The sequence below is a fragment of the Streptococcus sp. HMSC068F04 genome (assembly GCF_001837455.1).
Lineage (GTDB): Bacteria > Bacillota > Bacilli > Lactobacillales > Streptococcaceae > Streptococcus > Streptococcus salivarius_D.
The window spans coordinates 1-15,132 of the sequence record NZ_KV832453.1 but is presented as its reverse complement, the minus strand read 5'-3'; the positions used below and the strand labels follow the sequence as shown (position 1 = coordinate 15,132).

Annotated in this window: 18 protein-coding genes; 4 read left to right on the top strand and 14 right to left on the bottom strand. The window is 42.5% G+C overall.

Translation table 11 applies throughout. The features are described from left to right. Window positions 1–3: 3 nt before the first annotated feature. The 3 genes from HMPREF2571_RS10175 to HMPREF2571_RS00075 form a co-directional block, all read right to left on the bottom strand. Window positions 4–321 carry a CHY zinc finger protein gene (locus tag HMPREF2571_RS10175; RefSeq protein ID WP_013990836.1) on the bottom strand — a complete coding sequence of 106 codons (318 nt, stop codon included), beginning with the start codon at window positions 319–321 and terminating at the stop codon, window positions 4–6. Continuing rightward, window positions 321–1,607: a peptidase U32 family protein gene (locus HMPREF2571_RS00080; RefSeq protein ID WP_004182776.1), complete on the bottom strand. Its 1,287-nt coding sequence runs from the start codon at window positions 1,605–1,607 to the stop codon at window positions 321–323. The genes HMPREF2571_RS10175 and HMPREF2571_RS00080 overlap by 1 nt, the downstream gene beginning before the upstream one ends. A 95-nt stretch (window positions 1,608–1,702) precedes the next feature. After that, window positions 1,703–2,632, bottom strand: a complete 930-nt coding sequence (locus HMPREF2571_RS00075) for a peptidase U32 family protein (RefSeq protein ID WP_002886038.1) — start codon at window positions 2,630–2,632, stop codon at window positions 1,703–1,705. Between the two features lie 238 nt (window positions 2,633–2,870). On the opposite strand from HMPREF2571_RS00075, the gene HMPREF2571_RS00070 reads away from it, so the two are divergent. Beyond that, entirely contained in the window at window positions 2,871–3,167 is a 297-nt protein-coding gene (locus HMPREF2571_RS00070) for a DUF3270 domain-containing protein (RefSeq protein ID WP_002886140.1), read from the top strand. 53 nt (window positions 3,168–3,220) lie between these two features. On the opposite strand, the gene HMPREF2571_RS00065 is transcribed toward HMPREF2571_RS00070, so the two are convergent. The 7 genes from HMPREF2571_RS00065 to HMPREF2571_RS00035 all read right to left on the bottom strand — a co-directional run bounded on the left by HMPREF2571_RS00065 (window position 3,221) and on the right by HMPREF2571_RS00035 (window position 8,934). Further along, the gene (locus tag HMPREF2571_RS00065; protein ID WP_013990838.1) at window positions 3,221–3,661 is read right to left on the bottom strand and encodes a YtxH domain-containing protein; all 441 of its coding nucleotides are present in this window, start codon (window positions 3,659–3,661) and stop codon (window positions 3,221–3,223) included. Window positions 3,662–3,673: 12 nt separating this feature from the next. Next, a complete protein-coding gene (locus HMPREF2571_RS00060) occupies window positions 3,674–4,072 on the bottom strand; it encodes a DUF948 domain-containing protein (protein WP_002885965.1) in 399 nt (132 codons plus the stop codon). Between the two features lie 125 nt (window positions 4,073–4,197). After that, window positions 4,198–4,989, bottom strand: a complete 792-nt coding sequence (gene lgt / locus HMPREF2571_RS00055) for a prolipoprotein diacylglyceryl transferase (protein WP_013990839.1) — start codon at window positions 4,987–4,989, stop codon at window positions 4,198–4,200. After that, a complete protein-coding gene (hprK, locus tag HMPREF2571_RS00050) occupies window positions 4,989–5,918 on the bottom strand; it encodes an HPr(Ser) kinase/phosphatase (protein ID WP_013990840.1) in 930 nt (309 codons plus the stop codon). Before hprK ends, lgt begins: the two co-directional genes overlap by 1 nt. A 127-nt stretch (window positions 5,919–6,045) precedes the next feature. Further along, a complete protein-coding gene (locus HMPREF2571_RS00045) occupies window positions 6,046–6,309 on the bottom strand; it encodes a PspC domain-containing protein (RefSeq protein ID WP_002885986.1) in 264 nt (87 codons plus the stop codon). A 65-nt stretch (window positions 6,310–6,374) separates the two neighbouring features. After that, window positions 6,375–6,815 carry a SprT family protein gene (locus HMPREF2571_RS00040; protein WP_013990841.1) on the bottom strand — a complete coding sequence of 147 codons (441 nt, stop codon included), beginning with the start codon at window positions 6,813–6,815 and terminating at the stop codon, window positions 6,375–6,377. After that, the gene (locus HMPREF2571_RS00035) at window positions 6,802–8,934 is read right to left on the bottom strand and encodes a Tex family protein (RefSeq protein ID WP_070846920.1); all 2,133 of its coding nucleotides are present in this window, start codon (window positions 8,932–8,934) and stop codon (window positions 6,802–6,804) included. The genes HMPREF2571_RS00040 and HMPREF2571_RS00035 overlap by 14 nt, the downstream gene beginning before the upstream one ends. A gap of 279 nt (window positions 8,935–9,213) precedes the next feature. On the opposite strand from HMPREF2571_RS00035, the gene HMPREF2571_RS10775 reads away from it, so the two are divergent. Genes HMPREF2571_RS10775 through HMPREF2571_RS00025 form a run of 3 tightly spaced genes read left to right on the top strand, consistent with a single transcriptional unit; the run spans window position 9,214 to window position 11,068 of the window. Continuing rightward, complete coding sequence (locus HMPREF2571_RS10775) at window positions 9,214–9,345, top strand: SPJ_0845 family protein (RefSeq protein WP_002885949.1); 132 nt, start codon at window positions 9,214–9,216, stop codon at window positions 9,343–9,345. Between the two features lie 5 nt (window positions 9,346–9,350). Further along, a complete protein-coding gene (locus HMPREF2571_RS00030) occupies window positions 9,351–10,253 on the top strand; it encodes a permease (RefSeq protein WP_070846918.1) in 903 nt (300 codons plus the stop codon). Next, window positions 10,253–11,068, top strand: coding sequence for a TIGR03943 family putative permease subunit (locus tag HMPREF2571_RS00025; protein WP_003093491.1), 816 nt, complete (start codon window positions 10,253–10,255; stop codon window positions 11,066–11,068). The genes HMPREF2571_RS00030 and HMPREF2571_RS00025 overlap by 1 nt, the downstream gene beginning before the upstream one ends. A 61-nt stretch (window positions 11,069–11,129) precedes the next feature. On the opposite strand, the gene HMPREF2571_RS00020 is transcribed toward HMPREF2571_RS00025, so the two are convergent. The 4 genes from HMPREF2571_RS00020 to HMPREF2571_RS00005 form a co-directional block, all read right to left on the bottom strand. Beyond that, a complete protein-coding gene (locus tag HMPREF2571_RS00020) occupies window positions 11,130–12,782 on the bottom strand; it encodes a SulP family inorganic anion transporter (protein WP_070846916.1) in 1,653 nt (550 codons plus the stop codon). A 247-nt stretch (window positions 12,783–13,029) separates the two neighbouring features. After that, on the bottom strand, window positions 13,030–13,644 hold the full coding sequence (locus HMPREF2571_RS00015; protein WP_013990846.1) for a hypothetical protein: 615 nt from the start codon (window positions 13,642–13,644) through the stop codon (window positions 13,030–13,032). 95 nt (window positions 13,645–13,739) lie between these two features. Continuing rightward, on the bottom strand, window positions 13,740–14,381 hold the full coding sequence (locus tag HMPREF2571_RS00010) for a GDSL-type esterase/lipase family protein (RefSeq protein ID WP_070846914.1): 642 nt from the start codon (window positions 14,379–14,381) through the stop codon (window positions 13,740–13,742). A 26-nt stretch (window positions 14,382–14,407) separates the two neighbouring features. After that, window positions 14,408–15,019 carry a CPBP family intramembrane glutamic endopeptidase gene (locus tag HMPREF2571_RS00005; RefSeq protein WP_048674366.1) on the bottom strand — a complete coding sequence of 204 codons (612 nt, stop codon included), beginning with the start codon at window positions 15,017–15,019 and terminating at the stop codon, window positions 14,408–14,410. Between the last annotated feature and the right edge of the window lie 113 nt (window positions 15,020–15,132).

Here is a 15,132-nt window from a genome sequence, read left to right as displayed (position 1 = left end):
TTTTTATTTGTCAAAATAAATATCATAGTGCTTTGAACAAGCAGGATTGAAAGCTCTGTGACAATTGGGACAAGCTTCTACATCTTGATACTCCTCAATTGTCATCTCATGCCTACAAACGCCACAGATAAGGACCTTGTCCTGCTTCAATTGACAAGGATAAGCTCGAAAGCTATGTTTCTCTAAGCAATCATGACACTGATAACAGGCATAATACTTCTGGCACTCGAAGCATTTTAGGGCAACTATATCTAGTGGGGAATGGTAGTGTTGACACCTACTCTGATCATCTACCAGGAGCCCATTGATTTGACTTGTCATTAGGCACGAACAGTTTTGCTTGAACCGTCTTTTTGGTAGAGGTTAATCAAACCTTCTTTAGTTGAACGAATCATGTCACCAGGTTTAACTTCTTGTGGCACGGTAATTGTAAGAAGTTCCATTGGGTTTGGTGCACGGTCAATCTTGTTACCATTGGCATCGTGAAGGTCTTTGATATCACACTCGAAATGACGGAAGCCTGGTCCGTAGAATTCAACGTGGTCACCTTCGAGGATAACGTTACGTTGACGGATAGTAGCTGTCATAGTTGCTGGATCAAAGTCTACGACTTCACCAACGAATTTGTATTGTGGAATCTTACGACGAGCTCCAAAGAGTTGTTCGTTTTCTGTTGGTGTCTTGTAGTAGAAACCTGTTGCCAATTCACGCTGGGCAACTTTCCAGAGTTCGTTAATCAAATCATCTTTGATGGCATAAAAGGCTTCTGCACTTTCCATGTAAGCGTCACAAGCAGCCTTGTAACAGTTGGCAACTGTTGATACGTAGTGGACAGATTTCATACGACCTTCGATTTTAAGGCTGTCAACACCATTGTCGATAAGGTCAGGGATATTTTCAATCATACACATGTCAACGGCTGACATTGAGTATTCTTCAGGAACTTCACCGTGTATACTCTTTCGCTCTTGGCCGAATGGCATATCGTAAAGGTCATATTTCCAACGGCAAGACTGTGAACAACCACCACGGTTGGCATCACGGTCTGACATGTGGTTAGAAAGAGTACAGCGACCTGAGTATGAGATACACATAGCACCATGGACAAAGGCCTCAATTTCAAGATCCGTACGTTTACGGATTTCAGCCAATTCTTCCATAGTTACCTCACGTGCCAAAACAACACGGGTCAAGCCATACTGTTTCCAAAAATGGAAGGTTTCAACGTTTGTCGCAGATGCTTGCGTTGACAAGTGGATGTTAAGTCCTGGAGCGTAGGTTGAACAGATTTCAATCAAGGCTGGGTCAGATACGATAACAGCATCGAGTCCCATATCACGCAACTCGCGGAACCATTCACCAGCACCTTTTTCATTTCCTTCATGGGTAACCATGTTTGAAGCAACGTGTACATCAACGCCACGAGCGTGAGCGTATTCGATACCTTCACGAAGCTCATCCATGGTAAAGTTTCCGGCACGGCTACGCAAACCATAGGCTTGTCCACCAACGAAAACAGCATCTGCGCCGTAATTTACAGCGACTTTCAATTTTTCCAAAGTCCCAGCAGGTACCAGAACCTCTGGGCGTTTTTTAGTTGTAGTCATAATTTCTCCAATTTGCAAGATTGTCGATTTTAGTTTTGAGAAGGCTCCTTCGTTCCCTGAAAATGGAAAACTCACAAACGAAGGAGGAAGTGTTTTTATTTTACACGGTCAGGTTCATAGTCGTAGAAACCTGTGTCCAAACCACGGTTGGCTGGGTGTAATTTATGAATAGCCTCATCAAAGAGAAAGGCTTGGTCTTGTGAAAATTCGCCAGCCTCGATGAGGTCACGAGCCTTCACAAAGTACTCAGTGATTTTTACAAAGTTTTCACCTGGGCAATAAACACCGTCTAACTTCCAGTGATCAAAACCATGTTCAACGAGTTCTGAAAGTTTAGTCATCATATCCAAGTCATTGTTGGCAAAGATATGTGTTCCATGCAAGTCTTCATAAACTGAGTAGTGAGAATCTGGATCTCCTGGCTCAGAAAGGAAGAGGTCACGTTCTTTGGTAACAGCTTCATCCGTTTTGATAAAGTTGTAGTAGTTTTGAAGAAGCGGACGTTTTGAGTGGTGAATGATACTTGCACCATAAACCAAAACCTCAGCTGGAATTTGAAGATTTTCAGCCATGACGAAAAGTTCCGCAGATGGAATTTCACGAGCCAAAACAGCTTCAGAAGCTCCAGCTTGTTTGCCCCAGAAATTAATCTGACGGCTAGAGGTTACCATGGTTGAAGCATCATAAATCATTTTGAAGGGGCGTTTGTCACGGTTACAAATGTAGAAAACTCCTGCATCACCAACCGTGATATAATCTGCCTTGATTTCTTCAAGAAAATCAAGGTAGTCTGGAAGAGCATCCATCATACCTTGGTGCATGAGGGCGTTAACGGCAACAGTCAATTCCTTGCCAGACTCATGTACCAGCTCTGCAATCTTTCGCATCTCTGCGAATGAAAAAGGCTTAGGCAAACGAAGGCCAAAAGCTTTTTCGCCGATGTAAATACGATCTACGCCAAGTTCTAGGAGCTCACGTGCCTGCTCGTAGCTCTCAGCAGTCGCTGTAATCACTATTTTTTCCATAACTCACATTATAGCACAAATGATTTGATTTTTTTAGAATTTTTAGACTCAAAACTCTGTATCTAAATATTTTTAATTAGTTTTTGAATACTATGATTTTTACAAAAATCAAAAAAAACTTTGCAATATAAAATTTTTGTGGTATTATTAATGAGATTCTAAATAGTGAAATACTGACTAAGTATTTTAACCTACACGAAAAAGTGATTTAGATATTTTATATAGAAAGGAGGCAGACATGGCTGACAACTTACACCGTCAATTTGATCACATCGAAGATTTCGAGACTGAGCGTCCTCAAACGACGAATTATCAAGATTATCAAGGTTTAAATAGTAATAGTATTAAGCTACAAGATATGATTTTCTTTGGACGTATCTCAAGCTTCTGTGTTTCAACAGTCCTAGTTGCCTTCCTTTTCTTGGTAGCACAGGTGGCTACCTTCTGGGCCTTCTTCTGGGCAATTACCATCAGCGTCATTGGTCAGATAGGCATTTATGTCCTAATCGAATATTATAAAGCACAAAAACGTTGACTGTTTGGTCAACGTTTTTGCGTACTAAAAAAAGCCTCATGGGCTTTCTTTTTTTATTTTGCTTCTGCTGCTTCTTCAGAGATATCTTTGATATCAATGACGATATCATCAACGATAGCTTTGGTTTCTGCTTCAACATCTGCTTGCTCAGGAGTTACTTGTGCTGTTTTCTCTTTGATAAGTTCAAAGCTCTCTTTGGCAAAGTCAGCAACTTGAGCTGTTTTTTCTTGAACTGCTTTTGTCAAATCATCTGCAGTGATGTCGCCATTTTCAAATTTTGTTTTATAGTCTTGGAAAGTATCGACTGCCAAATCTTTGTAGTCGCTAGCTTTTTCCACCACTTGATTTTGATAAGCTTTTGGATTTTCTTTGAATGAAGCGATTTCTTCATCAATACGTGCTTTAACAGCTTTACCTTTTTCAGTTGTAAAGAAGTAAGCTGCTGCAGCTCCAGAAGCTACACCAATGATTAGGGTGTTTAAAAATTTACTCATGAAAAGACCTCCTTATTTTTTCTTGTCTTTTTTACCAAATAGTTTTGAAGCAACCTTACCGATAGCAAAGGCTGAACCTGCTTTACCGACACTTGCTCCTGCTGCACTTGCTTTCGCACCGAGGTAACGAGCTTCAGTATTCAAGTCAGAAACACTTTCTGAAAGCTCAGCTACTGCTACGAAGAGAGGATCGATTGTTTGAACTTTTTCATTAACATCTTCAACCAAGACATTTGCCTTAGCCAAGATTTCATTTGTTTGATGAAGGGTTACATTAATATCTGTGCGAAGCACAGCAACTGTTTCTTCAACTTCTTTAACCACATGACGGGTACGAAGTAGAGTAGGGATTAATGCAATGAGAAACGCAGCAAGTGCGATTGCGATAATAAGAAATGCAATTTCTGCCATAGTTTAGGACTCCTTTGACCTTTTTTAAAAGGTCGCTACAAGAAAACTGAAGTAGAACCTCCAGTTTCCAGTGACCTTTGTTATGATAATTTTCATTATATTATAACAAAGTCTGAGCTATATGACTAGTTTTTCATTTTATAATCTGCCTCTGGGCGTTGCTTTCGCAAGTATAACAAGGTAGCACCCAAGATGATAATGGCGATGCTGACCCATTGGGAAACACGCAAGCCAGCAAACATGAGGCTATCCGTACGCATGCCTTCAATGACAAAACGTCCAAACCCATACCAGATAAGGTAAAATGAGGTCACATCTCCTTGACGCAGTTTCTTATTAAAGCGTCTTAGTCCTAGGATAATGATAAATCCGACCAAGTTCCAGAGACTTTCGTAAAGAAAGGTCGGTACACGATAACTACCATCAATGTACATCTGTTGGCGAATAAATTCTGGGACATAATTCAGATGATTAACTGCTTTTCCGTAGGCCTCCTGGTTAATAAAGTTTCCCCAGCGACCGATACTCTGAGCAATCATAACGCCAGGTGCCGCGATATCTAGAAAATCCAAGACAGCAATGACATGACGTTTAGCAAACCAATAGAGAACAGCTGCTCCAGCAATCAAGCCACCATAGATGGCAATTCCACCATTCCAAATTGCAAAAATTTCAGAAGGATTTTGACTGTAGTAGGACCACTGGAAGATCACATAGTAGAGCCTAGCACCAACAATGGCTATCGGAAAAGCAAGAAGAATAAAATCTAAGATGTTTTCAGGGTCAATTCCCTTTTCAGGAGCCCAACGCTGAGCCAGATAAACGGCAAGTAAGAGACCAGATACGATACAGATGGCATACCAATGAATACTAATGGGGCCAAGCCTTAGAGCAATAGGATCAATAGTAGCAAACATTAGTCTTCACCATTCTTACTAATGAGGTTGGTCAAACGTTCTTCAAAGGTTTTGGTTGCATCAAATCCCATTTGCTTAGCACGGTAGTTCATGGCTGCAGCTTCGATAACGACTGATACGTTACGGCCTGTCTTAACAGGAATGCGGACACGTGGAATCTTAACGCCTTGCAATTCGATTTCTTCATTCCCATTTCCAAGACGATCAAAGACCTTACCGTCTTCAAAATTTTCAAGATAGATGGCCAACTGAACTTGAGAAGAATTACGGACAGCACTAGCTCCGTAGAGACTCATGACATCAATGATACCAACCCCACGAATCTCAAGAAGATGGCGGAGGATTTCCGCAGGCTCACCCCAGAGAGTTTCCTCATCCTTAGCATAGACATCCACACGGTCGTCAGCGACAAGGCGGTGACCACGTTTCACCAACTCAAGCCCTGTTTCACTCTTACCAATACCAGAGTCACCCTGGATGAGAACACCCATGCCGTAGATATCAACCAAAACACCGTGAACACTGGTTCGTTCAGCTAATTGTGAGTTAAGATACCAAGACATGTCCCCTGAAAGTGACGATGTGCCGTTTCGTCCTTGAAGAACTGCTACGCCATTTTCCTTAGCAGCTCGAAGCATCTCTTCCGGAATATCAAGACCACGCGCCACGATAACAGCTGGAGTTTCCGCTTTAAACATATTAGTAAAAACAGAATAACGGTTATTTTCAGTCATGGTTTTAAGGTAGGACCACTCCTTCATCCCAACCAACTGCAGTCGTTCCGGTGAATAATAGTCAAAATAACCTGTCATTTCTAAACCAGGACGAGAGATATCAGCAGTTGTTATCGTTTTTGCCAAAAGCTCCTTATTCCCATAGACAACCTTGAGTTTAAGCCTGTCAACCAACATTTTAACGGTTACTGTCATGTTATTTCCTCCGATTATTTACTAGTTTCATTGTATCATAAAAAGGTTTTCAATGCGGTTCTCAAAGCAAAAAAGACCTATGACTAGCACTAAGGCCAATCATAGGTTAATGTCTATTAACAATTACTTACCAATTCCACTCATCTTCAACAGGTTCAGCGTTTTTACGTTTGCGTCCATCCTTGAGTTTGATTTCGGGATAAATATCTTCTTTGTAAGGAAGGAGAAAGGCTAAAACCAAGTATAGAAAGATCCCAAACTGCGTTGAAACCATGAGAATAATAGCCAAAATACGAGCCAGAGCTAGGTCCCAGCCAAACTTATCTGCCAAACCTGCAACAACACCGGCGACGAGTCTATTTTTTCGCGTCTTATAAAAACGATTTGACATGTTCTTCTTCTCCCATCATTTCTTTAATTTAATTATATGATTTTTTTAAACTAAAAAAATCAGCCCTAGGACTGATTTAGAAAAATGAGCTTGCCTCGGCACAAACCACATCCAAATTTCTGTGTATTGACACGGCGTTTGCGACGGTAAATACGACCACAAGATTGGCACTGATAGAGGTAGTAGTTCTCCTCCTGACCTTGCATCTTTGGAGCGTATCTAAGGCCATCAACCTTGGCTAGTAAATCCTTAAAATCTCTATCCGCATGCTTGTAGCCCTTCCCTTGAAAATAAAGGTGATAATGACAGAGTTCGTGGCGGACGATTTTTCGAAAGGTTTCAAGTCCGTGTTCCTCATAGAGTTTTGGATTAAAATCTAAGTGTCCATCCTTGGGAAAGAACCGACCTCCAGTGGTACGGAGACGCTTGTTCCACAAGGCTTGGTGCTTAAATTCCCAGCCGAAATCTTCTATAGAAACAGTCTTAACATAATCAGTTAGATTCACGCGGATTCACCAAGGAGAGATTAAGTTTTTCATGCTCTAAGTCAACTTTTGATACCCACACGGTAACCAAGTCCCCAACAGAGACAACCTGACTTGGGTGGTTAACGAAGCTCTTACTCATCTCTGAGATGTGGATAAGACCATCCTCATGGACACCGATATCCACAAAGGCACCAAAGTCCACAACGTTACGGACCGTTCCTTCAAGTTTTTGTCCTACTGACAAATCTTTGAGTTCAAGAACATCTTGACGAAGCACTGGTGCTTCAAAATCGTCACGGAGGTCACGGCCTGGTTTCAAAAGGTCAGCAATGATATCTTTGAGGGTTTCCTGTCCAAGCCCCAGCTCTTCTGCCGTTTCTTTAAGATTAATAGCCTTCAATTTTGTCTTGGCAGAATCGTCCAAGTCTGTGATAGCTAACTGCTTGAAGAGGGCTTTTACCGCTGGGTAAGACTCTGGGTGGACCCCTGTATTATCCAAGATATTCTTGGCATTTGGAATACGAAGGAAACCGGCGGCTTGTTCGAAGGCCTTGACACCAAGACGTGGGACTTTTTTGATTTCCGCACGTGATGCAATCTCACCATTTTCCTCACGGTAGGCGACGATATTTTCAGAGATGGTCTTATTGAGTCCTGACACGTGTGACAAGAGGGTACTACTTGCCGTATTGACATTGACACCGACTTGGTTAACCACGGTATCAACGACGAAATCAAGATTTTCAGACAGTTTCTTCTGACTAACATCATGCTGGTATTGGCCTACTCCGATTGATTTAGGGTCAATCTTAACCAACTCAGCCAATGGGTCTTGGAGACGACGGGCAATAGAAATAGCAGAGCGTTTTTCGACCGTCAAATCTGGAAACTCATGGCGAGCCAACTCTGATGCAGAGTAGACAGAGGCACCACTTTCATTAACAATGACATAAGAAGTTTCTGGGAAATCCTTGAGGACTTCTGCCACAAAAGCTTCACTTTCACGGCTTGCTGTTCCATTACCGATTGCAATAATCTCAATGGCATACTTGTTGATGAGGTCAGCCAAGTCTTTTTTAGCCTGTGCGATTTTAGCCTGACTTGCTGGAGCTACTGGATAGATAACTTGCGTTGTAATGAGCTTACCAGTTTGGTCAACCACGGCCAACTTAGCCCCTGTACGAAAGGCTGGGTCAAAACCAAGTACCATCTTGCCTTTAAGTGGCGATACTAGAAGGAGGCTTCGAAGATTTTGAGAGAAAAGTTGAATAGCACCATCTTCTGCTGCTTCAGTCAATTCGCTTCGGATACGACGCTCCATAGCTGGAATGATTTTCTTCTTGAGAGATTGATTGATAACTTCCTCGATATAGTCATTTTTTTGTTTGAAACGAGCACTGTAGAAACGGTGCATTTTCTCAAGATTGTGCTTAAAGCTTACCTTGATAACGCCTAGTTTCTCCCCACGGTTAAGGGCTAACGTACGGTAACCTTGAAGTTTAGACACCTTATCCTCAAAATCATAGTAAATCTTGAAAGTTTCTTTTTCATCCAGCGATTGATCCTTGAGGGTTGAAGTGATGTCACTGTTGTTCCAGATTTCGTTGTAGGTCCAAGAGCGCAAGCTATTGTCCTCAGAAAAGGCCTCAACCAAAATATCCACAGCACCCGCAAGAGCCTTATCAGCTGTTGGAAAGGCTTCAGATATCAGCTTTTCAGCTTCAGCCTTGAGGTTTGGACTATTTTGCAAGATAAGACGAGCCAATGGGAAAAGACCTGCTTCACGGGCAATAGTCGCTTTGGTGCGGCGTTTTTCCTTATACGGAAGGTAGAGTTCTTCCACGTCTGCCAACTTTTCAGCCACTTCAATGGCTGCCTTGAGTTGGTCAGTCAATTTGCCCTGTGCATCGATCTTAGCCAAAACCGTTTCCTTGCGGTCTTGAAGAGTAGTCAAGGACTTGTCCATATCAATGATAGCCTTGATTTGCGTTTCATCCAGATTGCCTGTTTTTTCCTTACGGTAACGGGCGATAAAGGGGATGGTATTGCCTTCTGCGGTCAATTCCAAAACAGTTTCAACTTGTTGTTTTTTTAGGCCCAATTCCTGAGCCAATGTCTCTAGATTACGATTTTCCATAAGTTCTATTATACCACGATAGGAGATTTGCTTGGGTAGAAAACCTTGTAGCTGAAGCGAGAATTTTTAAGCAAGAGGTAGTATAATAGAAAGGTAAACCTATTGTTAAGGGCTATTTCTAACAGAAATGATGCCCTTAGTATCTTTTTGCAACTGAACTCGGGCTATTTCTTTCGGAAAATAGATGCATCTTCCTAGAAGCAGAGCTTCTTCGGTCGATGCCCTCTTTTCTCTTAGAAATGACGCCCTTAGTATCTTATTTTAACTCGGAGGCTTTTTATGGCGGTTATTCAGAAAAAAACAAATGAACTTGAAAGCATGATGGCATCTTTTGCGGCTATCCCTGATTTTGAGAAGGCGGGAACTGATCCTAAGAAGGACAAACGTCTTCAAGAAGATAAGAAGAAATAATAGTTATGGCTATTTTTCATCAACTACCAGATAGCGTTTTGCAGCTTCTGGCAGTTTTTCTATCTATTATTATCGAAGCCCTGCCCTTCGTTTTACTGGGAAGCATCTTGTCTGGCTTTATCGAAGTCTTCGTGACCCCTGAAAAGGTCCAAAACTTCCTGCCGAAAAACAAGGTCCTAGCTATTCTCTTTGGAACTCTAATTGGTTTTATTTTCCCTTCTTGTGAGTGTGGGATTGTTCCCATTATCACGCACTTTTTAGAGAAAAAAGTGCCTAGCTACACGGCTATTCCTTTCATGGCAACAGCTCCTATCATTAATCCAGTTGTTCTCTTTGCGACATACACAGCCTTTGGGAACTCTTGGTACTACGTAATTTTACGTTTCGTCGGGGCTTTCTTGATTGCCATGATTTTGGGAATTTTACTGGGCTTTGTGGTGGATGACCAGATTCTCAAGGACAACCGTAAGGTTAGTCATGTGCACGACTATAGTGGTTTGTCAGCTGGTAAGAAAGTCTTTCAAGCTCTGGTTCATGCGGTTGACGAGTTCTTCGACACTGGGCGTTACTTGATTTTCGGAAGCTTGGTGGCAGCAAGTATGCAGACCTACCTACCGACCCGTATCCTCACGACCATCGGTCATAATTCAGTGACAGCCATCCTGATCATGATGCTTCTGGCCTTCATCCTCTCGCTTTGTTCAGAGGCCGATGCCTTTATCGGGGCTTCGCTGCTCTCTAGTTTCGGAGTGGCACCAACGGTTGCCTTTCTCATCATTGGTCCTATGGTTGATATCAAGAACTTGATTATGATGAAACACCAGTTTAAGACACGATTTGTCGGTCTCTTTGTAGGAACCGCAAGTCTGGTGACAATCATTTACTGTCTGCTATTGGGGGTGATTTAATGTTACGTTTTCTCATCTTATCTGGATATTTTGAGCTCGTCATGTACTTGCAAGTTTCTGGCAAGCTCAACCAGTACATTAACATCCACTACTCCTACTTAGCCTACATTTCCATGGTGCTTTCCTTTATCCTCGCTGTGGTTCAACTCATCGTTTGGATGAAGCAGATGAAGGTTCACTCGCATTTGTCAGGTCGAGTAGCCAAGGTAGCCAGCATCGTTCTCTTGGCCTTTCCAGTCCTCACGGGGCTCTTGGTGCCAACAGTAACCTTGGATGCCAATACCGTGTCAGCTAAGGGCTATCATTTTCCACTAGCGGCAGGGAGCGATCCTAATCAGGCTGACCAAGAGGGAACGACTATCCAGTACTTGAAGCCAGACACCAGCTCCTACTTCACCTCCTCAGCTTATGAGAAGGAAATGACCAGAGAGCTCGCCAAGTACAAGGGACGTGAGACCATCCAGATTACCACAGAAAATTACATGGAAGTCATGGAGCTCATCTACCTCTATCCTAACGATTTCGTAGGCAAGAAGGTCACCTATACCGGTTTTGTTTACAATGACCCACAAACCAAGGGTTATCAGTTCATCTTCCGTTTCGGAATTATCCACTGTATCGCCGATTCAGGTGTTTACGGACTAGCGACGACAGGAAGTGACCAAACCTTTAAGGACAATACCTGGGTGAAAGTCACTGGTACCATCACTGTGGATTATTATCAAAATCTCAAACAGAGCCTGCCTATTCTCAATTTGACTGAGGTCAAAGAGGTCGGTCAGCCTGACAATCCTTATGTTTATCGCGTATTTTAAAAAGCCAAGTTCAGTTGAACTGGCTTTTTCTTCTTGTATTAAAAACATTTGTCTAGGTTTCTTATGCTAGTGCTGCTGCTTTTTCAAGGGCTTGATCGGTCGACTCGCAGATATGGTCTGGTCCAATAGTTTGGATAAAGCCTGATTTTTCAAGCACTCGGTAGGGTTGAGCATTAACGTGAGAAAGAAGCAAGGTCATGCCACGTTTTTGACAAATGGCCAGGGTTTCTTCAAGGGCATCTAGACCTGAGATATCCATGGCTGGAACGTTTCGCATGCGTAGGATGAGAACATTCTTAGTTTCATCATTGATCACATTCAAGAAGTTATTGGCTGCGCCAAAGAAGAGGGCACCAAAAACTTCATAGACGACAGCGTTTTTAGGAACTTGTTTCAAGTCGCTATCCTCGGACAAAACTGGATCGTCCAGATTTTCCTTGTCCACCCACTGACGGATTTGAGCCACATCGGACATGCGTTTGAGGAAGAGGAAGGCTGCTAGGACCATACCAAATTCGATGGCAACCACTAGGTCAAAGAAAACGGTTAGAATAAAGGTCACTAGCAGGACCGCCACATCACTCTTAGGGGCACGTTTGATCATACGACCAACTGTACGCCAACCACTCATGTTATACCCGACAATCATTAGGATTGAGGCCAGACAGGTCATAGGAATCAATGAGGCGTAAGGCATGAGGAAGAGTAAAATCAGAAGCAAGGTGAAGGCATGAACCATACCTGCTACTGGTGTTCGTCCGCCATTTTTGACGTTGGCTGCGGTACGGGCAATAGCACCCGTTGCCGGAATCCCGCCAAAGAGGGCTGACATGATATTCCCAACACCTTGGCCGACCAATTCTGCATTAGAGCGGTGATTACCACCAATCATGCCATCTGAAACCACACAAGAAAGTAGCGATTCAATGGCTGCCAGTATGGCAATGGTGAAGGCTGGCGAAATCATTTGACGAATCAAAGAAAATGATAGATCAGGAACCGTAAAACTTGGGAGTCCCGACTTGATGGTGTAAAGGTCACCAATGGTTTTGACTGGGAGATGACCAAAAGCTACGATGGCTGTGGTCACAAAGATAGCAACCAGAGAACCCGGAATTTTCTGAGAAAGGCGTGGCCAAAAGATTTGAATGAGCAGGGCCAAAATACCGATAGCTAGGGTCGCCCAACTAATACTCGAAAGATGCTCTCCATAGGCAATCATCTTTTCCAGAAACTCAGCTGGCACGGACTTCATCTCAAGGCCTAGAAAATCCTTAATCTGTCCAGCCACAATCCCAACGGCAATCCCCAAGGTAAAGCCAAGTGTGATGGTTTTGGGAATGAATTTAATCAGGTCGCCAAAACGCAGGAGCCCCATGATAATAAGCATGAGTCCCGCCATAAGCGTGGCAACAGTCAGACCCGCCATGCCATACTGGGCGATGATGCCATAGATGATGACAACGAAGGCTGCAGTAGGTCCACCAATCTGAACTCGACTACCTCCTAAAAAGGAAATAAAAAAGCCTGCAACCACTGCTGTGTAAAGACCTTGTTCGGGATTAACACCAGAGGCAATCGCTAGGGCAATCGACAAGGGTAGGGCAATGATAGCCACGATAACTCCTGCAATCAGGTCCTTGATGAACTGTCCCTTAGAATAATCCTTGATAGTGGTGAAAAATTTGGGTGTGATATATTTTAAAGCGTCCATTTTTTCCTCCTAACTATTATCCTAAAACTCTTTGACTTAACTCTTTTTTCAATGAGTGTCAGACGCTTATCATTTTTACAGTCTTATGATAGCACAGGAAATCCCCATTTTCTAGGGGATTGAGAGATGTAAACGTATTATTTCAAGAATTTTTTAACTTTCTTAGTTTAGAAGTGAAGACATCAAAAAACAAGTCCAGACTATGGACTTGTTTTAACTTATCATGGCTTGATAGATTTCTCTTGAATTACCAACTGGTTGGTAAGGAAATCGGAATGTTAAGCTTGACCTTCATCTTGCCATTGGTCACAGTGGCTTGCTCAATTTCGTAGCCGATTTCAGGAAGCTTGAGCTGAATCTGATTGTTTACCATGCGAACACCACTGCTTGACTGGGCAATACTCTTCTTGAGGTAAGGCAGAACCAGTGATTTAGGTACAGGGAGACGACCCAGGTGGGCACCTGCCAAGTCTAATAGGATGACTTCCTTGTTTGTGCTGACCGTGAAATCAAGGCTGAATGTTGATTCGATAGGTCCAAGAGACACTGGTAGCTTAGCTGTGAGATAAGAATCATTCAACTCTACAGTACTGTTTAGCAAGGTCTCGTCATTAGAATCAGCCATGCTTGCTTTTAGGATTTGACGAAACTGGTTGCTATCAAGATTAATCTCGGTTGAAACCCCACCTGATGAGAGGGACGCTCCACCAATACCAGCCTGGGCTAGATCGGCAAGAGATGTTTGTGTAGATACATTTTTTAATTGGTCCTGACTGTCAATTTTGTCCGGAATGAGTAGAGCCGCCACTGCAAAAAATAGGACAATGACGAGGACAATGAGTCGTTTAAACCATTTCCACATAGGGATACCTCATTTCAATTTTTCACTTTTGACGTCTATTGTACTGTAATCAAGGGAAAAAAGCGAGTAAGAACTGGAAATTCTCTCATATTTTCTTAATTCAAGAGGTAGGGTTCGAGAGCTTCATAGACTTTTAAGTAAGCATTGGCATAAAGGTGGACACCGTCATAGGTGTGCTCAGCCTTCTGCTCTTTCCTATCATTGACCAGCCCAGCATTACAATTAATAAAGTGGCAGCCATAGGTTTGGGCGATTTCCTCGAGTGCCTGATTACAACGGTCAAGATTTTCAGTTGTTCGCAGTTTCATCCACTGGATTGAAGCCTTGGTCTGCCAAGGTAAATGAAGATTGGCTGGGTAGAAAGCCATGAGGTAAATCTTGGTATGGGGCAAAATAGCAAATGTTTGCTCCAGAATTTGGCTGATATTTGCCGTCATATGTTGTAACCACTGAACTCCATAAGGCTCCTCGGTCATGTCATTGGTACCGATATTGATGAAAACCTTACTCGGTTGCAGATCCAAAAGCAGGGGATGGAGATGCTGGTGAAATTCATCCGTATTCAAACCACTAATGCCCCGATTGTAGATGATATCGTCGATACCTCTACTCCTAGCGATTTCACAAATGGGAAAAAGCTCCATGAGAGAGGAGCCCGTGAAAAGCGTCTCCCCCTTGATAGCGACCTCATTTAAGTACTGATAATTTTTAAGTTTGATTTCTTTTAATTCATCCATGATAACTTTCTTCTATATAATTTTATCTAAATGAGGGAGAAGGCAAAGAGCAACCCTACAACCGTATTGGCCAAGGCGTGAATAAAGACACTTGGAAGAATGGAGCCATTTGCTTTCTTTTCATTGATAGCACCCAAAACGAAAGCTATGAGACTAATAAAGGCAAAAATAGCCATAGCTTTTAGGTCACCGATTAGTTGGATAAACATATACCCATGGATGAGCCCAAATAAGAGAGACTGAACCAGATTTGCTCCTAGAAATCCTAGTTTTCCTTGCATCCTTTTTAATAGAAAACCTCTAAAGAAGATTTCTTCAGGCAAGGCAGTCCCTAAGATAGCGTAGGCTAGAATAGCAGGAAGAGCTCCAATTCCCTTTCCAGAAAAATCTGCTGTGGCCGTTTTGCTAGAGTCAAACCAACTAAAGACTACAATCGAAAAAAGAGTAAAAAGTAGGGTAAAACCAAAAATGGTCAGTAGTAATTGCCTCTTCTTCTGACTCTCAACTTTCTTCAACCCAATCCAGTCAAAGAAACCGACCCTTTTCCTGCTCCAAATTAACCAAGTGATAAAAGGAACGACAGAGACTATGAGCAGTTCCATAATACCGCTCATCAGTTTAGACATAAATAGGGTCATGAGTTTGTCCTCCATTTCTATTCAAAAGACAGCTTCGTTCTTTTGAAAACGATTACCTTTACACCTTGATTATACTACTTTTAGGGCTTGAATATACAATATAAGTGCACAAT